Origin of the sequence: Candidatus Symbiopectobacterium sp. NZEC151, from assembly GCF_025962655.1 — a bacterium.
Lineage (GTDB): Bacteria > Pseudomonadota > Gammaproteobacteria > Enterobacterales > Enterobacteriaceae > Symbiopectobacterium.
Map to the genome: position 1 here is coordinate 539457 of NZ_JAGFPE010000003.1, position 25750 is coordinate 565206.

The window sequence follows — 25750 nt, forward strand, 5'->3', positions numbered from 1 at the left end:
TATACAGGCGGATTAACGCCGTTCCTGCGCCGCACTTTTTTGCGGCTCACGCAGGACTTCCTTAATCGTAGGCTGATCCAGGCTGCCATGAATCTGGTAGCGAATCAGCGAGATTTTGTTCCAGAGCGGTGCCAGCACCTTGCTGGCCGCAAACACCGCAGCACCGATCACCGGGTTGACCACAAAGGCGGTCGCCACTCCCACCGTGGCTGATATTTCCGGCGCAATCACCGCTTCCATGGCAATTTGGCGGTTAGCCAGATCGACACTGCCCTTCATGGCGATATCGGCTTCCAGTCCGTCCACCAGCAGATCGTCGGTGTGCAACACGCCGTCTTTAATCCAGGCCGTGCTGCGGATGGAATCAAAATAGAAGCCTTTGCCGAAGGTATCGCTAAAATCAAACTGCAATTTACGCAACAGCGCATCAAAGCTCACCAGCCTCAGTAAGCGTCCCGCCTGGCCAGTGCCCGCATTGACGATGTCGCCCTTGCCAATACGCGTGTGCAGAATACCGCTCAGACTCGCCAGATGCGGTGCCCACGGCGAACCGCGCCAATAGAGATCATAGTCAACATCAAAGGTTGCTGCGCGCAGCGGCGTATCAATACCAAACCAGTCGGCATTTTGCTCCAGCGTGCCGCCCGTCAGACGCCCTTTGAGTGCGGTGCGAACCCCCTCTGCATTCTCCTGCCAACTGCCGCTGGCGGTCAGCTTGGCTTTGCCGGTATCGATCACACCCTCACTGAGCGTCAGCTTATCTTTTTCTGGTTGCAGCGTCGCCGTGATTTGACCCAGATTCTGCCCGGCAATCCAGCATTCCCGGCAGGCAAGCTGCAACGCGGGCCAATCTTCAAAGCGGATGCTGGGGTCATTAAGCGGTGATTTCTTCTCCGCCAGCGCCACGGGGTTGGTCGCTTCATCCCCTTTCCACTGCGGGTTGTAATAGAGATAGCGAATATCAGCGCGCCACATGCCGCTTTGTGGAACCGTCAAGTTAGCATCAATCTCACGCCCGGTAGTGTGAATTTCACTGCCCTGCGGCGTATTGCGGCTATTGAGTACCACATCATGCCACTGCTGACCGAGCAGTTGCAGCGCAGGCGTACGCAGCGTCACGCTTTCCGGCACATGGAGGTTGCTTTGTGCCCCTTTGCGCAAGGCGGTATCGCCACGCAGGGCAGGCAGTAATGCCAACCAGCGCTCGGCGTCCAGCGCGGGCAGCGCCAACACCAGTTCAGACTGTTCCGGCAGCGCGGGCAGCGTTTGGGCACCTTGTTGCCACACCGCACGCGCGAGCGTTAGCGCATCACCGTGCAGCAGCCACTGGCTGTTAAACTGTGCGGATTTTCCCAGGTTCCCCGACAGCGCAAACCCCTTGAGATCCCCTTTAACGGCGATCTTGAGCGGCACCGCCGTCCCCTGCGCCTTGTTAAAGGGCTCAGGTAAGCGAGTACTTACATTTTTCAGGTCAGCATCGACGCTGACCTCATAGGTCTCAACGCCTTTATAAGGCAGATTCACCGTCACATTGCTACGCCAGGCGGCAGTTCCCGACAGTGCGGTTTGCAATGACTTTGGCAGACCAGGGAACTGCGCGGGTGCCCATTCCCCGTTCAGTCCCACCTTCACCAGAAAGGCCTTTTCCTGCTCTTCGGTGTTGAAACTGAACGTGACGGGCTGCCCTAACCAGTTAGCCGCAATATCATCGCTGTTCAGGGTGCCATTGCGATAATGGAAGCGCCCGTTGAGCTGTTTCAGCGTGCTGTTCAGCGGTTTGATATACAGGCTATTGTTACTGAGTTGAATGTCACCACTGGCCTCCACCGCGCCATGCGACAGGGGAATATCGAGGTGCAGCGTGCCATTGACGCTCCCGCCAATTTGCAGTTGCTTTAACGCACTCCCCACGCTGTCCTTGAGCGGCGTTTGTTCAAAATAGTGTCCGACATCGGGCCCATCCCCCTGAAGTTCGCCATCAATCAGCAACTTTTCTTTACTGTAGTCAGGGATGGCGGCAAGAATGTTTCTGCCAGCGACGTTCCCCAACTGCGTTGACGGCGCGGACATCCACAGGCCGTTGTTGGCAAAATTGAGATCGATATCCAGCGGTGACAGCGCGGGCCAACCGGGTTCAAATTCAAAGGTGGCAGCGCGCAGCGGCACCCACACCTGAAACTGCCCTTCGTTATGCTCAAAGGGGAAATGTGACGGGTTACCGGCAAAAACCAGCGTGGCGTTATCGACCTGTCCCCCTTTTAACGCGCCGGTCAGGTACTTGACCAACTGCGCGCCCATCAGCGGTTCCGGGAAGTAACGCCAGGCTTCAGAGGCATCGGCCAACCGAATCCCGGCCAGAATATCCAGACGCGGCTCCCCGCTCACCGGATGACGATATTGAAAATCACCCTGAGCCTGTAGCGCCCGCGCCTGCACATTCAGCCCGTTACTCCATACTTCCCAGCCGTCGGCAGCATTGCTCCAGTCGACAGCGCCGGTTGCCTGCTGAATCTCAAACGGGGCACGGAACTGATTGCCGCTGGGCAGCACGCTTTTCGGCAATGCAAAGGTGACGCGCCCGCGTTCAACGCTGCCACTCAGCGTGCCGGCCAGCTTCTCGCCGCCCGGCAACCATTGCCACGCTTTCCAGCGCAGATCGCGCCATGCCGCCTGAAAACGACTTTTCTCCGGCTGTTTTAAAGGAATATCGAGGGCCAGTTGTGTCAGAAGGCCTTCCGGTTGCAGCGCCTCCCAGCGTGTTTTAAGCTCGGGCGTGACCGTGGACAGCAGCGGAAGTAAGTCGCGCAAACGCGCCAGACTGAGCTCACTGGCACGCACCCGCAGCATATCTTGCTGATCTGTCGACGGTGCGGGTATCCAGCTCGCCGCCAGACTTCCCTTCGGCCAGGCGATGCCGTCCGTAGCCAGATTCAAGACGGGCACGGCCACCTGCCAGCCCTCACCTTGCCGCGTGGCGTGCAGCGCCAGCTCATCTACGTTCAGACGGTGGGTGTTGTCGCCCTCTTTCCAGGCTGCCGTGCCATGGGCCAAAAAGACATCGCTGGCAACCAGCGCTCCGCTACGCACCTGCAACCAGGCCGCCAGATTGAAATTGGCACTCTCCAGCCCGGTATTATTTTTTAGCCACCGGCTGATCCAGGGCTTCATATCAATATTGTCAGCCTGGAGGTACACCGTGCCGTCATTCAGATGACCCTGAATAGCCTGCAAATCCATGCGCACCTGCACCACACCGTGCTGCCCATTAAAGCTCGACAGGCTGATTTGCCCTTCGGCACGGTGCCGGTTGTTGCGGTTCAACCAGGTCAATTGCGGGATGGCAAGCTCAGCACGATCGCCAGAAGGCGTGAGGAAAGAGAGGTGGCTGTCGCGCAGATCGAAGTGATCGAACTGCTGAAGGAACAGCGTACTAAGACGATCGGTTTCGATCAGGCTACCGTCGGCCCGCTGCCCGGTCAGCGTAGCATCCAGCGTCAGGTGCATGCGGTGGAACGTCAGATCGCGAAACTGCCAGCGCGCATGCAGCAATGACTGCCACACATCCAGCGCCAGCGTGATGCGCTCTGCCTGCCAGCGTGCAGCAGGCGACTCGCTCGTCAGGCCATCGATCGAAAGCGTTGGCCCAAAGGAGGCCCAACTGCCAGTAAGGCGTTGCGCGTCAACCGATACGCCGGTCGTCGACGTCACCCACGCCATGATTTGCGGCCGAAAACGATCGAGCTGCGGCATCGCTAATCGTAAACCACTGACGATTAGCGCCACGACAACAACGATCGTGGCGCCCGTCATCAGCAGTAGGCCGGGCAGTCGCCTCACACTATTCTCCTTGATCTTCGTCGCAGGCGACGCGGGGAAGTCATTCTGTTTGTTTTACCATCGACATGGGGATTACATCATCACCACATCAAACTGTTCCTGGCTGTACAACGGCTCAATCTGCACCTTGACCTGTTTGCCGACAAAGATTTCCACTTCCGCCAGGGCATGGGATTCTTCGCTTTTCAATACCTCAGCCACCGCAGGCGATGCGTAGACCAGGAAGCGATCGGTGTCATAGGCATGATGCACCCGCACAATTTCACGCATGATTTCGTAGCAAACGGTCTCGACGCTTTTCACTCTGCCGCGACCATGGCACGTCGGGCATTGATGACACAGCACATGCTCAATGCTCTCACGGGTGCGTTTGCGCGTCATCTCCACTAATCCTAGTTGAGAGAAACCGTTAATACTGGTTTTAACCCGATCTTTGGCGAGCGCCTGCTCCAGAGAGTGCAGCACCCGGCGACGGTGGTCTTCATTACTCATGTCGATGAAATCGATAATGATGATACCACCCAGGTTGCGCAGCCGCAGTTGGCGGGCGATGGCCTGCGTCGCTTCGATATTGGTGTTAAAGATGGTCTCATCCAGATTGCGGTGACCGACGAACGCCCCGGTATTGATGTCTATCGTCGTCATCGCCTCGGTCTGATCGATGATCAGATAGCCGCCGGATTTGAGTTCCACCTTTCGGTCCAGCGAGCGCTGAATTTCATTCTCCACATCATAGAGATCGAAAATGGGCTGGCGTCCGGCGTAATGCTCCAGCTTATTGGTGGTTTCCGGAATATAGTCAGTGGTGAACTCCAGCAGCGCGTCATAGGTCAGGCGGGAGTCGATGCGGATGCGGTCCAACGCCGCACCGGCAAAATCGCGCAGAATACGCTGCGCCAACGCCACTTCACCGTACAGCTTGCATTTGGTCTGGTTACGTTTTTTACGCTCGCTGACTTTGGTCCACAGGCGTTTAAGAAACGCGGCGTCGGAAGAAAGCTCATCTTCCCCGATCCCTTCCGCCGCCGTGCGGATAATAAACCCGCCCTGCTCGTCGCAGTATTCGCTGACGATTTTCTTTAGGCGTTCGCGTTCCACTTCACTTTCAATACGCTGTGAAACGCCAACGTGGGCCGCGCCGGGCATGAAAACCAGATAGCGCGATGGCAGCGTAATATCGGTGGTCAATCGGGCACCTTTGGTGCCGAGCGGATCTTTCACCACCTGCACCATCAGATCCTGCCCCTGGCGCACCAGTTCAGCGATATCGCGCACGTGGAAATTTTTCTGTTCTTCTCCGGCCACGCATTCGGTGTGGGGCATGATGTCTGACGCGTGCAAAAACGCCGCCTTATCCAGCCCGATATCCACGAAGGCGGCCTGCATGCCCGGCAACACCCGGCTGACACGACCTTTATAGATATTGCCCACGATACCGCGTTTCGCTTCGCGCTCAATGTGGATCTCTTGCAGTATTCCGCCGTCAATGTAGGCAACGCGCGTTTCCGACGGCGTCACGTTGACCAGTAACTCAGCTGTCATTCTCTGCTCCTGCCGTTCGTAACGCTATAATCTGATTATACAATTCATGGGTTTCCACCAGCGGCAACCCGACAACCGCGTGGTAACTGCCGGCGATCGCTCTGACGAAACAGCCGCCTTTACCCTGAATGCCGTAGGCTCCCGCTTTATCCATCGGCTCACCGCTGGCAACGTAATGGGCAATATCCTGCGGCGTCAGGGCGCGAAACGTCACGTCGGTGACCACCAGCGCACTGCACTGGGTGCGGCGATCGGCCAACGTGACCGCGGTCATCACCTGATGATGTCGCCCTGAAAGCATCGATAAGATGTGTGCAGCATGGGCTTCATCGCGCGGTTTTTCCAGTACCTGCCCTTCCAGCACCACGATGGTATCTGCCCCCAACACCGGCAAATCCTGCGGTGCGGCAGCAACCCCTGCCTGCGCTTTATCCTGCGCCAGGCGGCGCACATAGACCTCTGCCGTTTCATGCGCTGCCCGCTGCTCAATAACATCAACCCGCAGCAGTTCAAAAGGGATGTCCAGCAACGTAAGCAGTTCGCGGCGGCGCGGTGAACCCGAGGCCAGATAGAGCGCAGTCATATATCCTCACTACGTAGTCACCCTACGTATTTTACTGTAGGCGCGCCGGTTAAGGACTACGCCCTTATTGATTATTGTACTGTGAACTGACGGCGAATTTTGCGCATCAACAGGAATAGCCAGGGCCACAACACGCCATCGACCACACAGTTCCACAAATTTTCCGGCCGGAATGACACATTGCTTACCAAGAATTCCGCCCAGAAGACAATCAGATCCATCACCAGCGAAAGCACCATGACAATCAGAGCTTGTTGCCAGAGCGCCATATTGCGGAACAGTTGAAATTTGAACGCCACCAGATAGGCAACAATGCTGAGCGCCAGCGCACGCACGCCAAGCGTGGACCCTAAAATAAGATCCATCACCATTCCCAGCACAAAACCGGTGCCGACGTTAACCCGATGGGGTAGCGCCATCACCCAATAGATCAGAAACAGTGAGAGCCACGAGGGCCGGAAGTGATAGAACTGATCCGGCCACGGCATGATTTGCAGCACCATGGCAATCAGGAACGATAACCAGATGATCCAGTTGCCGTGACGGCGATAGCGGTTCATTGGCGTCCTCCCTGTGCTGGCGTAGCAGCAGGTGGCGTATTACGTTGAGGTTGCTGACCTTGAGACGAGCTGCGCGCAGGGGCACTCTTCGGTTGTGCATTGCCCTGCGACGGCGCGGCGGGTGCCGCAGCGGCAGGCGGTGCGGGCGGGCCCATTTCATCAGGAGACGGCAGTACCTGCGGCATCATCTGCATCAAACGTTCATTGGCGACGCGGTGCACTTCTTGCGGCGGCAACCCTTTGCCCGACACGTCGTCGACACCCCACAACAGCAGCAGATAGCGTAAACGTTGCAGGCCGGCGGTGGGATGCGCCTTGATAACGGTGTAGGCGCGTTGCGTATCCACCTTCACTTCGGAGACGACGCCCACCGGATACCCTTCAGGGAAACGACCGCCCAGCCCGGAGGTCACCAGCACATCGCCGACGCGAACATCGGTGTTGTTGGGCAAATGCTCCAGTTGCAGATCGTCAGTGCAGCCATTACCGGCGGCAATCACGCGGATATCATTGCGCAGCACCTGAATCGGCAGCGCATGGGAAACATCGCAGATCAGCAGCACACGGCTGGTCAACTGACCGACCGCGACAACCTGCCCGACCACCCCTTTATCGCTGATAACCGGTTGCCCTTCGTAGACCCCGTGCGCCGCCCCTTTATCGATAACCACCTGATCGCTATAAGGGTCGGTGCCTGCGGAAATCACCTGGGTCACCATCTTCTGCTCATCCTGACGCAGCGGTGACCCCAACAGTTCGCGCAGACGCGCATTTTCCTGTTTTAGTTGGCCGAGCAGCAGCAGATCGCTGTTGCGCAGTTGCAGTTCCTGGCGTAACGCACGGTTTTCCAGCGCTAGCTGATTTTTGGTCGCCAGCGATTCAGAGACATTATCCAATACTTCACGCGGCCCGTTGGCGAGAAAATAGAACGGGCTGACCGCCGTATCCATATAGGTACGGATCTTGAGAAACGTCCCCAAGCGGCTATCGGCGATAATGATCGCCATCGCCGTGAAGACGGCAAGAAAAAGTCGCAATTGCAGGGAAGGTCCCCTGCTAAAAATCGGCTTCATAAAGGTTGCGTATTCCTCAACGCGAATAAAGAACGCCCGACACGCTCGACACTAAAGAGACCATTCATATTATTCACCGCCGTCATGCCCGCAGAAACGCAGGGGCAGAGGGGCGTCGGGCGTAGGGAATTACGCTAATGGCGATACCCGTGAAAATGGCTCGCCACAGAATAAAAAAAGAGGGGCTACCCTACGGGATGAAAAACAACGCTGTTTCCCCATACGGTTCCCCTTCCTTTTATTCGGCACTCTTACTCTTCGCTGAACAGATCGCCGCCGTGCATGTCGATCATTTCCAGCGCTTTACCGCCACCGCGTGCCACACAGGTCAGCGGATCTTCGGCAACCACCACCGGAATGCCGGTCTCTTCCATCAGCAGGCGATCCAGGTTACGCAGCAGCGCGCCGCCACCGGTCAACACCATACCGCGTTCAGAAATGTCGGAAGCCAGTTCTGGCGGGCACTGTTCCAGTGCAACCATCACCGCGCTCACGATGCCGGTCAACGGTTCCTGCAATGCTTCCAGAATTTCGTTCGAGTTAAGGGTAAAGCCGCGCGGCACGCCCTCAGCCAGGTTACGACCACGTACTTCGATTTCGCGCACTTCATCGCCCGGATACGCAGAACCGATTTCGTGCTTGATACGTTCCGCCGTCGCTTCACCGATCAGCGAGCCGTAGTTACGGCGCACATAATTGATGATAGCTTCATCGAAGCGGTCACCGCCAATACGCACGGAAGAAGAGTAGACCACGCCGTTCAGGGAGATAACCGCCACTTCCGTGGTACCGCCACCGATATCCACCACCATGGAGCCGGTTGCTTCAGAAACCGGCAGCCCGGCACCGATAGCCGCTGCCATCGGTTCTTCAATAAGGAACACTTCGCGCGCCCCGGCCCCTTGCGCAGATTCACGGATGGCACGGCGTTCAACCTGAGTTGCACCGACCGGCACACACACCAGCACGCGCGGGCTCGGACGCATGAAGCTGTTGCTGTGCACTTGTTTGATAAAGTGCTGCAACATTTTCTCGGTCACGAAAAAGTCGGCAATCACGCCGTCTTTCATCGGGCGGATGGCTGCGATATTACCCGGAGTACGACCAAGCATCTGTTTGGCTTCATGGCCTACGGCGGCGACGCTCTTAGGCGAACCGGCGCGATCCTGACGGATGGCGACCACAGACGGCTCATTCAGTACAATGCCCTGCCCTTTAACATAAATCAGGGTATTGGCGGTACCCAGGTCGATGGACAAGTCGTTGGAAAACATGCCACGAAATTTTTTAAACATAACGAAAGGATAATCCTGCAAGCTGGGGGCGAAAAGAAATCCGCCTACTTTACCAACCACACGGTGCAGCGACAAGGCACGACAGCGCTCTGCATCGGTGAAAAATTCCCCTGTGTCATACGCATCGCGTTCCCCGAAAAAACGGTCGGGGCGATATTTCTTTGTGCGGTAAAGCGAGTTACCGCTTTTTCACGCAGCCGGATGGCGTTAACACAGGACACAAAATCTAACATTTTATCGGCCAGTCCATGCAATATGCAGACACTAACCGATTTATAAACCACGCATTCTACGTCAATTTACCTGCGACATTCATCCTAAACACGACGCCGGGGTGAATATTTTTTCAACTCATCGCTGACGGGGATAGACGCCGCGAAAAAATCGCCCTGACCACCGTAAACACCGCGACTCGAAAGTGTATTCCACTCTTCCTGGGTTCTGACGCCCGCGGCAAATACGCTGGCGGAGGTTCCCTTGCAGGCTTCAATCAGGCTTTGAACAAAAAGCTGATTTTCCGTTCTGCGTTCAAAACGCCGCACCAGACCCGGATGCAACTTGATGATTTCTACCTGCAACGTTCTGATATAGGTGGTACTGACCAAGGTCAGCCCGGCTTGCGTCACCGCCAGCCGACACCCCAATCCCACCAGCGTATTCAGAATCGGACGCAGACGCTCGATATACTGACACACATCTGACTCAGCAAGTTCAAACAATATACGTTGACGCTGCTGTTTCGGACATTGCAATAGCACTTCTTGTAGCCAACGCCAGAAAGGACGCTGCAACAGCGAATCCACATTGACGGGCATCGCCAGGGTCTCTTGCGGCCACGAGGCTGACAGCGCGATGATTTGCGCCACCAGCAACCGGTCATAATTGGGCGTCAGCCCCAATTGCTGCACCAGCGGCATATATTCAGCGGCCAACAGTACCTGATCGCCATCGGTAATACGCGGCATGATTTCCCGATGATGCACTACGCCATCGCGCGTCACCGCCGGTTTTTGGTACAGATGCGGGCCCCCTTTTGCCAGCGTCTGTTCCAGCAATGTGCGCCATTTCACGCTACCGCGCCCCTTGTCAGGCACCTGCCGGTCAAATACGCACCAGCCGTTGCCGCCCTGCAATACCGCATTGCGCGTGGCATCTTCCACGCTTTCCATCACCTGTTCAGAACTCTGCCCGCTGGCATAGGCGCAAATGCCGATATGCAGCACATCCTCGCGATCGATAAGCGGCGTGATCGGCAGAATATCCAGCGCTTTGACTAACTGCGCCGCAATAATATCCGCTTCTTTCAGCGAACGGTGTGGCAGCAGCACGGCAAAATCGCTGTTGAAATAGCGCGCCAGCAGCGCGGAGGGGTAACGCATGACAAAGGTCGAGAGCATATTGACCAGCGTATTGCGGTACTCGCGCAGTTCATTGGCGTAACGGTGCGTTTCCTGCAAGGTATCGAAATCCGGCAGGCGAATCATCATTACCACACCGTGGGTGCCGACATTTTCCGCGTCTTCCAACTGTGTGGTGAGTTGGTTATCAAAAAACAGGCGATTGCTTAATCCGGTTTCCGCATCCTGGGCGGCAAACGCGCGAATCAGCGTATCCAGTCGACTGCGCTCTTCGCGAGCGTCGGCGAGATCCGACAGCAACTGATCGAACGCACCGCTGGCGCTATCGGGCCATTCGTGCACCGAACCCCGCGCCACCGACTCGCGTTCACCGCGCAAAATGCGGTTGGCACGCGTCTCGAGCTGTTCGTGTCCTGCCACCTTGCGGCGAAAACGCCGCACGGCATACACCAGCAGCGCGGGCATGCACGCCATCGCCACCACCATGGCGATGGTGGAGAAAATCCAGCGCGGCGAACCGAAAAAGGGATCAAGATAGGTGAGATTGACGCGGAAATCGGCGTTTTGCATCAGTGGCAGTTGCATCACGTGGTGCACATAATCACCCTCTGCGCTCATCAGCTCCGGCAGTCGCAGCGAATATTGCAGGTTTTGATCGAGATCGCGGATCTCCAGCAGCACAACCCCCGCCGCCTTCATCATTGAGGGCAGCCAAAAGCGTAACCGTTCAGGAGGTTGCACCAACAGCGCCTGATCGATACTGGTCGCAATAGCGTGAAGCTGGTTGTCAACCTGCTGTAGATTATCGTCAACAATGGTGACTAACCCTATGATAAAAAGCAGGGATATGACGACGACCAGTACCATCGTCATCAATGAAGAAAATTTCGTCATTCGCCCATCCCTGCATCCTCTCGCCGCACGGGTGATATCCCCCGCGCCGTTTTCACCGCTAGCACCAATACTACCTGTTACAAATATAGACACTAAAGGATTTTCCCTGACTTTTCCTCTCCGGTCACAATCCCATCGCGATCGTGGCGTGTTCGCAACCGATATCCGCCGTCAGGCTCCCCTTTAGGCTTACCGTGCAACACTCTGCAATGAACTCTTTTTTGCTCAGGCCGTCTTATCTTCCATACTTATAGCATTCAGCCGTTGTAACCCGTGGAGCATCATCATGTCTGATTCTCATCGTCAACGCCAACCGAGCGCCGCCGACGTGACCCCTGAGGGGATTTTTCACCAGCGCCGCGCCGTGATGAAAGCGCTGGGCATCGCCGCCGCCTCGCTGAGCCTGCCGCACAGCGCACAGGCGGACGTGCTGGACTGGCTCACCGGCGGCGGCAAAAAAAGGCCGACGGCACCACCGCCCACGCCGCTTACCTTCACACCTGAACACAATGCGCCGACATCACTTACGCTGACACCCGAAGACAAGGTGACAGGCTACAACAACTTTTATGAATTCGGGCTGGATAAAGCCGACCCGGCCGCCAATGCAGGCGGGTTGCGCACGGAAGGCTGGAAGGTACAAATAGAAGGGGAAATCGCCAAGCCCATCACGCTGGATATCGATGACATTATCAAGCGCTTTCCGCTGGAAGAGCGCATCTATCGTTTTCGCTGCGTCGAGGCCTGGTCAATGGTGATTCCCTGGGTAGGGTTCCCGTTGGCGAAACTGATTCAGTTCGCAGAGCCGACCAGCGCCGCGCGCTATGTTGCCTTTCAAACCCTGCACGATCCCGAACAGATGCCGGGGCAGAAAGATCGCTTTCTCGGCGGCGGGCTTGACTATCCTTATGTAGAAGGCTTAACCCTGGAAGAGGCGCTACATCCCTTGACCCTGCTGGCGCTCGGTGTCTATGGCAAAACCTTGCCACCGCAGAACGGCGCGCCCATCCGCCTGGTGACACCGTGGAAATATGGATTCAAAAACATCAAATCCATCGTAAAAATCCGCTTTACGCGCGAACGACCGCCCTCAACCTGGAATCTGGCGGCGCCAGATGAATATGGGTTTTATGCCAATGTGAACCCGGATGTTAACCATCCGCGCTGGTCGCAGGCCAGTGAACGGGTGATTGGTGCAGGCGGACTGCTTAACGTTCAGCGCCAACCGACGCTGCTGTTTAACGGCTATGCCGAGCAAGTGGCACCGCTGTATCGCGGTCTGAACCTGCGGGATAATTTCTGAATGCGTCTGACACTCCGCCAGGTGTTCTGGCTGAAAATCATCTTGCATGCCGCCGCCGCGTTGCCGCTGCTGTGGCTGTTTTATGCCATTCAACAAGGGGCATTGAGCGCCGATCCGGCCAAAGATATCCAGCACTTTACCGGACGAATGGCGCTAAAGCTGTTGCTGGGCACGCTGTTGGTCACGCCGCTGGCGCGCTACGGCAAACAGCCGCTGCTGATCCGCTGCCGCCGCTTGCTTGGCCTGTGGTGTTTTGCCTGGGCTACACTGCATCTGACCAGCTATGCGCTGTTGGAACTGGGGATCGCCAACCTTGCGCTGTTGGGCCAGGAGCTGATTAATCGCCCCTACCTGACAGTCGGCGCACTCAGTTGGCTGCTATTGCTGGCCCTGGCGGTAACCTCATTTCAGGCGGCGCAACGGGCGCTTGGCAAAAACTGGCAGCGCTTGCATAACCTTATCTATGCCATCGCGGTGCTCGCACCGATTCATTATTTGTGGTCAGTAAAAATCTTATCGCCGCAGCCGGTGATCTATGGGCTGGGTGCGCTGTTCTTGTTAGCACTGCGTTACAAAAAGTTCCGCCAGTGGTGGCGTTAATGCCGGGAAAGCGACAGCAGCGCGCCGCCGCGTGCGACGGGGGTGTTAAAGCCAGTTGCGGAGATAAGACCAGTATTTAGCTGCTAATTGCCACGATATGGTTATAATGCCCGACCTTATCGCCCGGTGAACAATTTACGTTGCCAAAAGGTGACAAACGATGTGCTTCGCGCTATGTTGTGCGACACGTTTTTCTACAAACTGGGTGTATCGCGGGAGATAGCGGCACAATGGCAGAGAGATTTCACATTTTGCTTTTGAACGGTCCCAACCTGAATCTGCTGGGAACCCGTGAGCCAGAGAAGTACGGCAGCACTACGCTTGCAGAGATCGTCAGCGGTCTGGAACATCAGGCGCAGTCGCTCAATGTACACTTCTCCCATGTCCAATCCAATGCCGAGCATGTGCTGATTGATACGCTTCATCAGGCACGCGGCAACACGGATTTTATTTTAATTAACCCGGCGGCATTCACCCACACCAGCGTTGCATTACGTGATGCGCTACTGGCCGTGGAAATTCCGTTTATCGAGATCCATCTGAGCAACGTGCACGCACGCGAGCCGTTCCGCCATCACTCTTACCTGTCCGATGTGGCGGTGGGTGTGATTTGCGGCCTGGGCGCGGATGGATATGGCTATGCGTTACAGACGGCGGTAAAACGCCTGTCCACGTCAAACTAAATAAACCCATTTCAACAAATGAGTACGGAACCACATCCATGGATATTCGTAAAATCAAGAAACTGATCGAACTGGTTGAAGAATCCGGCATCGCCGAACTGGAAATCTCAGAAGGTGAAGAATCAGTACGTATCAGTCGTGCCCCTGTAGCACCGGCTTACCCGATGATGCAGCAAGCCTATGCGCCCATGATGCAGCAACCTGCACCGGCATTGGCAAACGCGGTGGCTCCGGCACCGGAAGTTGCCGCTGCACCGGCGGCCGTGAGCGGTCACATCGTGCGCTCTCCCATGGTGGGTACGTTCTACCGTACGCCAAGCCCGGATGCCAAGGCATTCGTTGAAGTGGGGCAGCGCGTTAACGTCGGCGATACCTTGTGCATCGTTGAAGCCATGAAAATGATGAACCAAATCGAAGCTGATAAAGCAGGCGTGGTGAAAGCCGTGCTGCTTGAAAACGGCCAACCGGTAGAGTTTGATGAGGCTCTGGTTATCATTGAATAACCGGTTGTCATCGAATAACGAGGCTTACCATGCTAGATAAAATCGTTATCGCGAACCGCGGAGAGATTGCGCTGCGTATTTTGCGCGCCTGTAAAGAACTGGGCATCAAAACCGTTGCCGTTCACTCCAGCGCGGACCGCGATCTGAAACATGTGCTGCTGGCCGATGAGACCGTGTGTATCGGCCCGGCGCAGTCGACCAAGAGCTACCTGAACATCCCGGCGATCATTTCTGCCGCAGAAATCACCGGCGCTGTGGCCATCCACCCCGGCTACGGCTTTTTGTCCGAGAATGCCGATTTTGCCGAGCAGGTTGAGCGCTCCGGCTTTATCTTCATTGGCCCACGCGCAGACACCATCCGTTTGATGGGTGACAAAGTCTCTGCCATTTCTGCCATGAAGAAAGCGGGCGTACCGTGCGTACCGGGCTCTGACGGCCCGCTGGGCGACGACATGGACAAGAACCGCGCCTTTGGTAAACGCATCGGCTACCCGGTGATTATCAAAGCCTCTGGCGGCGGCGGCGGTCGCGGCATGCGCGTAGTGCGCAGCGAAAAAGATCTGGAGCAATCCATCCTCATGACCCGTGCGGAAGCGAAAGCCGCTTTCAATAACGACATGGTGTATATGGAAAAATACCTGGAAAATCCGCGTCACGTGGAAATTCAGGTATTGGCTGACGGTCAGGGCAACGCCATCTATCTGGCAGAACGCGACTGCTCCATGCAGCGTCGTCACCAGAAAGTGGTGGAAGAAGCGCCTGCACCGGGCATCACGGCAGATTTGCGTCGCTACATCGGCGATCGCTGCGCCAAAGCCTGTGTGGATATCGGCTATCGCGGTGCCGGTACGTTCGAATTCCTGTTTGAAAACGGTGAATTTTACTTTATCGAGATGAACACCCGTATTCAGGTTGAGCATCCGGTAACGGAGATGATCACCGGAGTCGATCTGATCAAAGAGCAGCTGCGCATCGCTGCCGGTCAGCCGCTGTCGATCAAACAGGAAGAAGTCATCGTGCGCGGTCATGCGGTGGAATGCCGTATCAACGCCGAAGATCCCAACACCTTCCTGCCGAGTCCGGGCAAGATCACCCGTTTCCACGCACCGGGCGGTTTTGGCGTACGCTGGGAATCGCACATTTACGCGGGCTATACCGTGCCGCCGTACTACGATTCCATGATCGGCAAGCTGATCACTTACGGTGAAAGCCGCGATATCGCGATTTCCCGGATGAAAAACGCCTTGGCGGAACTGATCATTGATGGTATTAAAACCAACATTGAGTTGCAGTTGAAGATTATGAGCGACGAGAACTTCCAGCACGGTGGAACCAATATCCACTATCTGGAGAAAAAACTCGGTCTGCAATAATCTGCATCGTACAAGCGTATAAAGGCCAGCCATGCTGGCCTTTTTGCTTGCTGGTACTGCTTTACAGGGAAAAACCATGGACAAACGCTTCCCCCAAGCGCACAAAGAGGCGCGCTGGGCACTGTTCCTGACACTCTTTTACCTCGTAGGCTGGATAGTCACCGCCTACGTGCCTGACAATACCGCCGGACCGACCGGGCTGCCGCGCTGGTTTGAGTTCTCCTGCCTGCTGCTGCCGCTGGTGTTTATCGTGCTGTGCTGGCTGATGACGCACCTGGTGTTCCGCGATATCCCATTGGGAGACGACGATGCACAATGATGTGATTCTGCCGCTGGTCGTCTACCTGATGCTGGTGTTCGGGCTGTCGATTTACGCTTATCTGCGCCGCCGCGAAGGCAATTTCCTCAACGAGTATTTCCTCGGTAGCCGTTCGATGGGTGGGTTTGTGCTCGCCATGACGCTGATTGGCACCTATGTCAGCGCCAGTTCGTTTATCGGTGGGCCGGGTGCCGCCTATAAATACGGCCTGGGCTGGGTGCTGTTGGCAGTGATCCAAGTGCCAACCATGCTGCTTTCTCTCGGTATTCTGGGGAAAAAATTCGCCATTCTGGCGCGGCGCTACAACGCCATTACCCTGAACGATATGCTGTATGCCCGTTATGGCAGCCGCCTGCTGGTGTGGTTTGCCAGTCTGAGCCTGCTGGTGGCCTTTATCGGGGCGATGGCGGTACAGTTTATCGGCGGCGCTCGCCTGCTGGAAACTGCGGCTAACGTGCCCTACGACGTTGGCTTGCTGATTTTCGGCGTCACGATAGGGCTTTACACCACCTTCGGCGGTTTTCGCGCCAGCGTGCTCAATGACGCGATGCAAGGCGTGGTGATGCTGATCGGCACGGTCTTGCTGCTGGTGGCGATTATCTCTGCCGCTGGCGGGCTGGGCAGCGCGGTAGAAACGCTGCGTCAGATCGATCCGGCACTGGTCGACCCGCACGGCAGCGGCCAGACGCTTACCTTCCCGTTTATGGCGTCATTTTGGGTATTGGTGTGCTTCGGCGTCATCGGCCTGCCTAACACCGCAGTGCGCTGCATTTCCTACAAAGACAGCAAAGCGCTGCATCGTGGCATCATTATCGGCACCATCGTGATCACCGTGCTGATGCTGGGCATGCATCTGGCAGGCGCGCTGGGGCGCGCTATTATGCCCAACCTGACCATTCCCGATCAGGTCTTGCCGGAACTGATGGTGAAGGTGCTGCCGCCGCTGGCTGCTGGCATCTTCCTCGCTGCGCCCATGTCCGCCATTATGGCCAACATTAATGCGCACCTGCTGCAAGCGTCTGCCACCATCATCAAAGATCTGTATCTGAGCGTAAAACCGCATCAAGCGCAGAGTGAACGCCATATCAAATGGCTCTCCAGCGCCACCACGCTGCTGCTGGGTATGCTGACGCTGCTGGCCTCCTGGCGACCGCCTGAAATGATTATCTGGCTCAATCTGCTGGCCTTTGGCGGCCTGGAGGCGGTATTCCTGTGGCCGCTGGTGCTGGGGCTTTATTGGGAACGCGCCAATGCGACCGGCGCGCTCAGCGCCATGATGGTCGGTGCCTTATGCTATACCCTACTTGCCACCTTTAAGCTGAATCTGGCGGGCTTTCACCCGATTGTCCCCGCCCTTTCGTTCAGCTTATTGGCATTTCTTATTGGTAACCGTTTTGGCAGCAATCCTGTGCCAAACGCTGCCGCTACACCTTCACATTAACGGGAACAGAGGCTGCTATGCCGTGGATTCAACTCAAAATTAATACGACGGGCGCGCAGGCTGAACAATTGGGCGATGTGCTTATCGAGAGCGGTGCGGTATCCGTCACCTTTCAGGATACCCACGATACGCCGGTATTCGAGCCGCTGCCGGGGGAAACCCGTTTATGGGGCGATACCGACGTGATTGGGCTGTACGACGCCGAAACCGAGATGCCGGACGTGATTGCTCAACTGGAACAAGAGCCGCTGCTAGGTGCCGGTTTTCACCATAAAATCGAGCAATTGGAAGACAAAGACTGGGAACGGGAGTGGATGGACAACTTCCACCCGATGCAGTTTGGTAAACGCCTGTGGATCTGCCCGAGCTGGCGTGACATCCCTGATCCGAACGCGGTTAACGTGATGCTGGATCCCGGCCTGGCCTTTGGTACCGGCACGCACCCTACTACGTCCCTGTGCCTGCAATGGCTCGATGGTCTGGATCTGGCAGGCAAGACGGTTATCGATTTTGGCTGTGGTTCCGGTATTTTGGCGATCGCCGCGCTGAAACTGGGCGCGGCACAGGCAATTGGCATCGATATCGACCCTCAGGCCATTCAAGCCAGCCGCGACAATGCGCAGCGTAATGGCGTCTCAGAGCGTCTGGCGCTCTATCTGTCGAAAGACCAGCCCAACGATCTCTCTGCCGACGTTGTGGTTGCCAATATCCTTGCAGGCCCGCTGCGCGAGCTGGCACCGCTGATTAGCACACTGCCCAAGGCGGGAGGGCATTTAGGGTTATCGGGCATTCTGGCGTCACAGGCAGAGAACGTGGCAGCGGCTTACACCGAGCTGTTCGAACTCGACCCGACCGTTGAGAAAGAGGAGTGGTGCCGCATTACCGGCATCAAGCGCTAAGCATCATGGCGAGTGTCCTTAGCCGTTTCACGGCGGTTGGCGGCACTCGTCAAAATCATTGATGTATATACCCTAAATAATTCGAGTTGCAGGACAAAACGTTTACGTTTTGAACAGCGCTTGCGCTGGCCCTTTAGGGCGAGACTCATTTATGCGTCTCGTAACGCGGCAAGCGAACGAATCCCGATGAGCTTACTCAGGTAAGTGATTCGGGTGACAAATCTGCCGGGAGCAGATTTGAACGCCGCCTGCGGCGGCCTCGTAAGAGGTGAGGCCCAGGGATGGGCCGAATAACGAGTGCAGCCAACGCACCTGCAGCTTGAAGTATGACGGGTATAGCGGCTGTGCGATAAAGCGCCGGTTGTTGCGCAGCAAAACGCCATCGGGCGCGGCCTGTCCCAGCATTTGCGTACTGTTGCGCAGAAATGTTTTATCGTGCAATGGTTGGACCAATAAGTGACTTTTCTTATAACTTGCTGTAATAAAAAGACAATTAAGAATTTCAAGCGCGCAAAGACACATTTCCTTGATCTGTTCCGCTCAATTGCTCAAAGTTTGGCCTTTCATCTGGCGTAAAAAATGCGTAATATACGCGCCCTTGCAGACACAGTATGGTCACTCTTTGTCTATGCACATTGGACAATTTCAGCTAGCTAATCGATTGATTGCCGCCCCCATGGCTGGCGTCAGCGATCGCCCGTTCAGGACGCTCTGTCATGAGATGGGGGCTGGGATGACGGTCTCCGAAATGCTCTCCTCCAATCCGGAGGTGTGGCGTTCGGATAAGTCGCGTCTGCGCATGGTACACAGTGATGAACCTGGGATCCGCGCCGTGCAGATTGCCGGTAGCGACCCTGATGAGATGGCAGCGGCAGCCAGAATCAACACTGATTTTGGCGCGCAAATCATTGATATCAACATGGGGTGTCCTGCAAAGAAGGTAAACCGCAAGATGGCGGGTTCTGCGCTGTTGCAGTATCCGGATTTGGTAAAACAGATCCTCTCCGCCGTGGTTAAGGCGGTGGACGTACCGGTCACGCTGAAAATTCGTACTGGCTGGGCACCGGAGCACCGTAACTGTGTAGACATTGCCAGACTGGCCGAAGCCTGTGGTATTCAGGCGCTTACCGTACATGGCCGCACCCGTGCGTGCCTGTTCAACGGTGAGGCAGAATACGACAGCATTCGGGCGGTTAAGCAGGCCGTTTCCATTCCCGTTATCGCGAATGGCGACATTACAAGCCCGCGTAAAGCCAGAGCGGTTCTTGATTACACCGGGGCAGATGCCCTGATGATAGGACGGGCTGCTCAGGGAAGACCCTGGATCTTTCGGGAAATCCAGCATTATCTGGACACGGGGGAGCAACTGGCACCGATGCCATTGGCAGAGGTGAAGCGTTTGCTCTTCAAGCACATACGGGAATTGCACGACTTTTATGGTCCGGGCAAGGGATTCCGTATTGCTCGTAAGCACGTCTCCTGGTATCTCCAGGAGAACGCCCCCAATGACCAGTTTAGGCGCACATTCAACGCCATTGAGGATGCCAGCGAACAGCTGGAGGCGTTGGAGGCATATTTTGAAAATCTTGCGTAAACAGAAAAAGAGCTGACAGAACTATGTTCGAACAACGCGTGAATTCTGACGTACTGACCGTTTCTACCGTAAACTCTCAGGCTCAGGTAACCCAAAAACCCCTGCGCGACTCGGTTAAACAGGCACTGAAGAACTATTTCGCTCAACTTAACGGTCAGGATGTGAATGACCTGTATGAGCTGGTACTGGCTGAAGTTGAACAGCCACTGTTGGACATGGTGATGCAGTACACCCGTGGTAACCAGACCCGCGCGGCCCTGATGATGGGTATCAACCGCGGTACGCTGCGCAAGAAATTGAAAAAATACGGCATGAACTGATACTGGTTCATTACCGTTGGTTTTTTAGAAAAACGCTTGCCAGAAATGGCAGGCGTTTTTTGTCTGTTGCGGTGCAACGTCGACCTTTAAGCACTTCACCCGATGCCACTGCAATGCGAGCCCGCTTGCTAGAAAAGCTCGATACCCAGTAAATAGCCATTTACTTTGTCTACACAAACATTCACAGGAAGATGGAGTATTTTGGCTATTCTGGCTGTACTGGAAAACTGATCTCGATACCCTTGCTCTTCGTTCTCTTTTAATATTGTTTTATACCATTCATCATTTACTTTTATCTTAAATCCATAATTTGTTTCAGATATCGTTGTTGATATAAAATACTCCTTTATATGTTCACCCTTGAGCATATTGTGTTTACCTCCCTTGTGACATTCACTTTCCAAGTCCCCCATTGCATGGGAAGACATGCTTATTAACAGCAATACTGTTAACCCGACTGTCCTTCTCATTCGTAGCCTCCATTAATATTTTTTAGTCATCCATCACAGCTGCGATCATCTTATATCTGCATTTCTTCCATCGACTAAGACTGTCGGTTATATCTCTTTTAGTCATACTGGATATTGAATCAATGGAACAAATAGAACATGCAGAGCGCTCACTCGATTCGTAGCGAGGTAAATCTGGAATATAATAATGACCACTACTAGGCCCAGTATCAGCATCAAGATAGGCAGGATTGAGATACTCTGCGATAAATTCCGCCTGCTGATCGGGCCCTCTACTTCGATAGGCCCTTGCGCTGTAGATTTGCTCCGTGTCAATGCCCCCTAATGCCAACCACTCCTGTTCATGCATATAATCTAGAACCGTACTTTGAAAGCGCCAATCGTTGGTGCGAACGAAAGCCGCTCGGAGACTATTCACTGAGCTATAAAAATTGCTGGTAGGACGAATGGTATAGAGGTAGTACATCATTCCAACAGGCGTCGCTGATTCTGCCATAATGTGTGACATTTGCTCTGAGGATGAAGTAGAAATAAAATTAGAAGTTGCGTCCCCCTCAAAACAGCTGGTTCCCCTTATGTGTTCATACATGTTCCTGTTATGCCCTGAGGGAATAAAACCAATTTTAAATGCATCCTCAGCGTCCACGCTATCGTAACGGTAGAAAAATAAAGTGGAATAAGCACCATGACTAAAGAAAAGTACAAAAATAATCAACATGCTTTTTTTCATCTCAATCACCGATAAATGACATCATTGAGACGAAACAAATAACACAAACGATAAGCACTATTATTGTCGTTTTTTATTTTTGCGAAGAAGGTCGATGTTTTTATTCCCTGCTGTTAATCTCAGAAAGCAGAAATAAAAATGGCAACCCAATAAAGCAAGCGCCGCACCGCGCATCGGTGCAGCACTCACCTATCAGGCTATTTAGAAAAAACAGCGTATAACAACGCGGAGTTATACCTCGGGCAGATCAAATCTCAACATCAATGCCATTACGCTTCAACAGCGCATTGAAGTTGTGCAGTTCCCAGATGGTTTTGCCCTGCTGAATTTGCGCACGCAGTTTCACTTCTTTTTCATCACGGCTGCGCGAAGCGGCAAGCACCTCTTCAATCTTCTCACGCGGAATGGCAACGATGCCGTCATCATCACCGATGATCAGATCGCCCGGATTTATCGTCACGCCGCCAAAAGAAATCGGCTGATTGATTTCACCAAAGGTTTCTTTAACCGTACCCTTAATGGAAATGGAGCGGGAGAAAATCGGGAAGCCCAATTTGTGGATGCGTTCCGCATCCCGCACCCCGCCGTTGGTGACCAATCCGGCGATACCGCGACTGAGGGCCGCCGTGGCCATGACATCACCAAACGACCCTTGTTCCGTGTAGTCTCCGGCATCAATCACCAGAACGTCACCGGGTTTCGCCAACTGGAGCGCCGCGTGGATAGTGAAATTATCCCCGGCAGGGGTTTTCACCGTGAATGCGGAGCCCAATACGCGCAAACCGGGATAAATCGGCTTGATGGCAGAGTCTACCGCACCGCGTCGACCGAAGGCTTCATGGGCGGTAGCGGCGGTAATTTCTTTAAAAGCGTCAATCAGTTCCTGGTCTGGGCGAATGAAATCTTGAGTAAGTTTTGACATGGTTATGTTTTCCGTGAATCAGGCTGGGTTAAAGACATTAGGGGCAACGGCAGCGACTTTGCGCGGGAATTCTTCGCGGTAATCACGCAGTCCTTTACCCGGTAACGGGCTGTAAGGGCGTTTCTTGAGTTCATTAATATCCAGATCGATTCCCAGTCCCGGCGCGTCGGGCACGTCGGCCCAGCCGTTGGCAATCGTGATGCCTTGGGTGGCAATACCCTGTGTCGGTTCAATCAGGTTGACGAACACTTCTGCAATATTGAAGTTAGGGATAACCGCGGAAAGGTGGACCGTCGCCGCCAGCCCGACAATCGGGCTGTTGTAGTTATGCGGTGTGACGGCCACGCCGTGCGGGGCGGCCAGCGCAGCAATCTCCAGCATCGATAACAAGCCGCCAACCGCGCAAATATCCGGGTTGATAATGTCCGCCGCGCGTTTCTCAAACACCGGCACAAACCCTTCTTTGGTGTAGAGCGCTTCACCCAGCACGATCGGCGTGTGCGTGCTGCGTTTGACTTCGACGGTGAGATCGATGTTTTCTGGCGGACAGGGCTCTTCGTACCAGCCAATATCGTATTCTTCCAGACGTTCAATCACGCGAATGGCGTGATTCGGTGCCAGGCGACGGTGGCCGTCGATCAGCAGTTCCACATTCGGCCCTACCGCTTCACGCACCGCCTTCACATTCTCCACGGCAGCGGTTTCATCGGCGCGGGAAATAAAGGTGCGCCATGGGCCAGGGAAGGGGTCCCATTTGATGGCATCATACCCTTGCGCGACCACGTTCAATGCGCGTTTTACCGTATCATCAATGCTCTTGGCACCAAACCACCAGCCGTTGGCATAAAGACGAATCTTTTCGCGCACCGCGCCACCCAGAATACGGTGCAGCGGCAGCCCGGCTTTCTTGCCGACGATATCCCACAGCGCCAGTTCGATGGCACTCCAGGCGCACAGCAGGTCAACCGAATTACGGCGAATCGCAAAATCATCAAGCAGCGTCTGACCAAGGTGACGGATATGGTAGGCTTCACGCCCGATCACCAGCGGAGAGATGGCATTAAGGTATTCACTGACGACCTTCTCTTTGGTATTTGTCACATAGGCTTCGCCCCAGCCATAAATGCCTTCATCGGTATCCACTTTGACAAAAAGCAGGTTTTTCCCGACCCCTGGATGATAAAAAAAGGTTTCAATATTTGTGATTTTCATTGTGGCCCTTATTAGACAAAAGCGCAGAGCGACAAGATATAACGCAAAATTGATGCGTAAACATAGCCAATATTATTCTAACTATTTCCACTTACTGAATAATCGAGTTTGAAATTCGAAACATCCTCATGACTGTTTAATATTATTAATCTATTTCTCTCTTATTTCATATTTGAAGAATAATTAGCCCTTATTTGAATAATGATCCACCGGATAATCACTAGACAAAAAATTTAATCACCTTATTCTCGATGGCATTATCTTATTTTCATACCCTTGGTTGTCATTCTCATACCTGATTAATGGGTATAGGTTTATTGCTTCCTGCCTGATTCAACTATTAAAAACCGATGGCAGCCTGAAATTGTGATTATCTGGAGATAACGCCTTGGCCAGCGTAATAAATACCGATTTCCCCCGACCCAATGCGGATCAATTGGCGGCGTTCAAAACGGCCAGTACTGCACTGATTTATCAGGCTGTTGGGCAACGTGGTGCACTGCATTCCTCCATCAAGCCGCTGCGTTCGGGGTTTCGGCTGCTGGGTGCCGCGTTTACCGCCGCCGGTTTTCCCGGCGACAACCTGACGGGACATGCCGCCATCACGCTGGCACAGCCGGGAGACATCCTGGTGTATAGCGTGGACGGTTTTACCCAAGGTGCCTCTTTCGGCGACATGATGGCGACGCTCGCCGCCAACCGTGGGCTAGGCGGTGTCTTGATTGACGGTGCCATTCGCGATGCCGCGCTATTGCGCACTTGGGATCTTCCCCTGTTTGCCCGTGGCATTAGCCTGAAAAGCCGGGGCGAAAAAGCACAGCTCGGCCCACTGGCGACCCCGCTGACAGTGGCTGGCGTGGAAATCTCTCCCGGCGACCTGATTGTGGGAGATGACGACGGCGTTATCGCCATTCCCTATGCCTTGCTTGACGACACAATTGCGCGTTTACAGCCGTTACAGGAAGAAAAAACACGCTTGCTGCACCGTTTCTCTTCCACCGCAACCCCGGAAGATTGGCAAGCGCTGAAAGCGTGGGAATAGCCCGTTCCATTACTGGCTTAGCAGCTATCTATACCCTAAATAATTCGAGTTGCAGGAAGGCGGCAAGAGAGGGAACCCCGATGAGCTTACTCAAGTAAGTGATTCGGGTGAGTGAGCGTAGCCAACGCATCTGCAACTCGAAGTATGACGGGTATAACAATAAAATCATTGAGGAGTAACACATTATGAATACATCGGGGATATCACGCCGTCGCTGGTTACAGTTAGCATCCGCATCCTTAGTGGCCGCCGGAATAGCATTGGGGTCACCGGCCATGGCGGCGAACGCTGACTGGCCCACCAAAACCGTCAAGCTGGTGGTACCGTTCCCACCCGGCGGAGGCACCGATCTGTTGGCTCGCGCCCTGGCGGAACGCCTGAGCAAATCGTTCGGTCAGACGTTTGTGGTGGAAAACCGTCCCGGTGCCGGGGCGGCTGTCGGCACCGAATACGTGGCACGAGCGACCGATGGTCACACCTTCCTGTTCGCCTCATCCAATCACGTGACCGTACCGGCACTCAACACCCACTTGCGCTATGACATCTTCAAGGATTTCAAATCCATCTCTCTGGTGAGCGATCAGGCAAGCGTCTTCGCCGTCTCGCCCGACCTGCCGGGGAAAAACCTGACGGAAGTGTTGGCGCACATCAACGCCAATCCGGGGAAATACAATTACGGCACGGCGGGCATAGGCTCCGGCCAGCATCTCAGCACCGCCTATTTACAACAGTTAACGGGTATTGATGTGGTGCATGTGCCGCTCAAGGGCCAGGGCGAAATCATTTCCGAGCTGCTGGGCAAGCGGATTCAACTGGGCTTCCTGGTGCTGAGCACGGCGGTGCCCTACTTTGAGGCCGGCACCATTCGCCCGCTGGGTGTTTCAACCGAACAGCGCAGCCCGTTTGCCCCTGATATTCCGACCCTTTCAGAAGCGGGTGTCCCTAACTTTGTTGCCCGTTCCTGGCTGGGGCTGCTTGGCCCGGCATCGACGCCAGATAGCGTAGTGACAAAGCTGCACGATGCCGTGGTTGGCTACCAGAATGACCCGAGCTACATCGCGATCACCGATAAGGCCGGCATGACGTTGGTCAACAGCACGCCAGCGGAATTCGATGCCGAAATCAAACGCGGTTACGAGCAATGGCGCACCGTGGTAACCAACGCCAATATCCAGCAGCAATAAGTCAGGAGCGCGC

General features: G+C 54.9%; 23 protein-coding genes. 12 read left to right on the plus strand and 11 right to left on the minus strand.

Translation table 11 applies throughout. The features are described 5' to 3' along the window. Nucleotides 1-12 precede the first annotated feature (12 nt). From yhdP to csrD, 7 genes are all read right to left on the minus strand, one after another. Nucleotides 13-3837, minus strand: coding sequence for an AsmA2 domain-containing protein YhdP (yhdP, locus tag J5067_RS13215; RefSeq protein ID WP_264651292.1), 3825 nt, complete (start codon nt 3835-3837; stop codon nt 13-15). 72 nt (nt 3838-3909) lie between these two features. Then, a complete protein-coding gene (gene rng / locus J5067_RS13220; protein ID WP_264627019.1) occupies nt 3910-5379 on the minus strand; it encodes a ribonuclease G in 1470 nt (489 codons plus the stop codon). Beyond that, a complete protein-coding gene (locus tag J5067_RS13225; RefSeq protein ID WP_264643829.1) occupies nt 5369-5962 on the minus strand; it encodes a nucleoside triphosphate pyrophosphatase in 594 nt (197 codons plus the stop codon). Before J5067_RS13225 ends, rng begins: the two co-directional genes overlap by 11 nt. A 71-nt stretch (nt 5963-6033) precedes the next feature. Further along, complete coding sequence (gene mreD / locus J5067_RS13230) at nt 6034-6522, minus strand: rod shape-determining protein MreD (RefSeq protein WP_196908447.1); 489 nt, start codon at nt 6520-6522, stop codon at nt 6034-6036. Next, nucleotides 6519-7595, minus strand: coding sequence for a rod shape-determining protein MreC (gene mreC / locus J5067_RS13235; RefSeq protein ID WP_264643828.1), 1077 nt, complete (start codon nt 7593-7595; stop codon nt 6519-6521). Before mreC ends, mreD begins: the two co-directional genes overlap by 4 nt. A 251-nt stretch (nt 7596-7846) precedes the next feature. Further along, nucleotides 7847-8890, minus strand: a complete 1044-nt coding sequence (gene mreB / locus J5067_RS13240) for a rod shape-determining protein MreB (protein WP_004385136.1) — start codon at nt 8888-8890, stop codon at nt 7847-7849. Between the two features lie 317 nt (nt 8891-9207). Continuing rightward, nucleotides 9208-11142, minus strand: coding sequence for an RNase E specificity factor CsrD (gene csrD / locus J5067_RS13245; protein ID WP_264643827.1), 1935 nt, complete (start codon nt 11140-11142; stop codon nt 9208-9210). A 286-nt stretch (nt 11143-11428) separates the two neighbouring features. On the opposite strand from csrD, the gene msrP reads away from it, so the two are divergent. From msrP to fis, 10 genes are all read left to right on the plus strand, one after another. Continuing rightward, a complete protein-coding gene (msrP, locus tag J5067_RS13250; protein ID WP_264651293.1) occupies nt 11429-12445 on the plus strand; it encodes a protein-methionine-sulfoxide reductase catalytic subunit MsrP in 1017 nt (338 codons plus the stop codon). Continuing rightward, nucleotides 12446-13045 (plus strand): protein-methionine-sulfoxide reductase heme-binding subunit MsrQ, encoded by a 600-nt coding sequence (msrQ, locus tag J5067_RS13255; protein ID WP_264651294.1) that lies wholly within the window; start codon nt 12446-12448, stop codon nt 13043-13045. Nucleotides 13046-13275: 230 nt separating this feature from the next. Beyond that, a complete protein-coding gene (aroQ, locus tag J5067_RS13260) occupies nt 13276-13728 on the plus strand; it encodes a type II 3-dehydroquinate dehydratase (RefSeq protein WP_264643824.1) in 453 nt (150 codons plus the stop codon). 38 nt (nt 13729-13766) lie between these two features. Continuing rightward, complete coding sequence (gene accB, locus J5067_RS13265) at nt 13767-14231, plus strand: acetyl-CoA carboxylase biotin carboxyl carrier protein (protein WP_264643823.1); 465 nt, start codon at nt 13767-13769, stop codon at nt 14229-14231. Between the two features lie 29 nt (nt 14232-14260). Further along, entirely contained in the window at nt 14261-15604 is a 1344-nt protein-coding gene (gene accC, locus J5067_RS13270) for an acetyl-CoA carboxylase biotin carboxylase subunit (RefSeq protein WP_264643822.1), read from the plus strand. A gap of 76 nt (nt 15605-15680) precedes the next feature. Further along, a complete protein-coding gene (locus J5067_RS13275; RefSeq protein WP_264629236.1) occupies nt 15681-15923 on the plus strand; it encodes a YhdT family protein in 243 nt (80 codons plus the stop codon). Further along, on the plus strand, nt 15913-17364 hold the full coding sequence (panF, locus tag J5067_RS13280) for a sodium/pantothenate symporter (protein WP_264651295.1): 1452 nt from the start codon (nt 15913-15915) through the stop codon (nt 17362-17364). Before J5067_RS13275 ends, panF begins: the two co-directional genes overlap by 11 nt. Before the next feature lie 17 nt (nt 17365-17381). Beyond that, complete coding sequence (prmA, locus tag J5067_RS13285) at nt 17382-18263, plus strand: 50S ribosomal protein L11 methyltransferase (protein ID WP_264643820.1); 882 nt, start codon at nt 17382-17384, stop codon at nt 18261-18263. Nucleotides 18264-18891: 628 nt separating this feature from the next. After that, nucleotides 18892-19857: a tRNA dihydrouridine synthase DusB gene (dusB, locus tag J5067_RS13290; protein ID WP_264643819.1), complete on the plus strand. Its 966-nt coding sequence runs from the start codon at nt 18892-18894 to the stop codon at nt 19855-19857. 23 nt (nt 19858-19880) lie between these two features. Then, complete coding sequence (gene fis, locus J5067_RS13295; RefSeq protein ID WP_012883002.1) at nt 19881-20177, plus strand: DNA-binding transcriptional regulator Fis; 297 nt, start codon at nt 19881-19883, stop codon at nt 20175-20177. A 128-nt stretch (nt 20178-20305) separates the two neighbouring features. Here the strand turns inward: fis and J5067_RS13300 are convergent, their stop codons facing one another. The 4 genes from J5067_RS13300 to J5067_RS13315 form a co-directional block, all read right to left on the minus strand. Then, nucleotides 20306-20647, minus strand: coding sequence for a hypothetical protein (locus J5067_RS13300; protein WP_264628232.1), 342 nt, complete (start codon nt 20645-20647; stop codon nt 20306-20308). Between the two features lie 22 nt (nt 20648-20669). Further along, complete coding sequence (locus J5067_RS13305) at nt 20670-21377, minus strand: enterotoxin A family protein (RefSeq protein WP_264628233.1); 708 nt, start codon at nt 21375-21377, stop codon at nt 20670-20672. Nucleotides 21378-21624: 247 nt separating this feature from the next. Beyond that, nucleotides 21625-22299, minus strand: a complete 675-nt coding sequence (locus J5067_RS13310) for a 4-carboxy-4-hydroxy-2-oxoadipate aldolase/oxaloacetate decarboxylase (RefSeq protein ID WP_195314251.1) — start codon at nt 22297-22299, stop codon at nt 21625-21627. 18 nt (nt 22300-22317) lie between these two features. Further along, complete coding sequence (locus J5067_RS13315) at nt 22318-23511, minus strand: mandelate racemase/muconate lactonizing enzyme family protein (RefSeq protein WP_264651296.1); 1194 nt, start codon at nt 23509-23511, stop codon at nt 22318-22320. Nucleotides 23512-23899: 388 nt separating this feature from the next. Between J5067_RS13315 and J5067_RS13320 the strand changes: the two genes are divergently transcribed. Next, entirely contained in the window at nt 23900-24553 is a 654-nt protein-coding gene (locus J5067_RS13320) for an RraA family protein (protein ID WP_264643815.1), read from the plus strand. A gap of 185 nt (nt 24554-24738) precedes the next feature. Beyond that, nucleotides 24739-25737, plus strand: a complete 999-nt coding sequence (locus tag J5067_RS13325; protein ID WP_264651297.1) for a tripartite tricarboxylate transporter substrate binding protein — start codon at nt 24739-24741, stop codon at nt 25735-25737. Nucleotides 25738-25750: the final 13 nt, after the last annotated feature.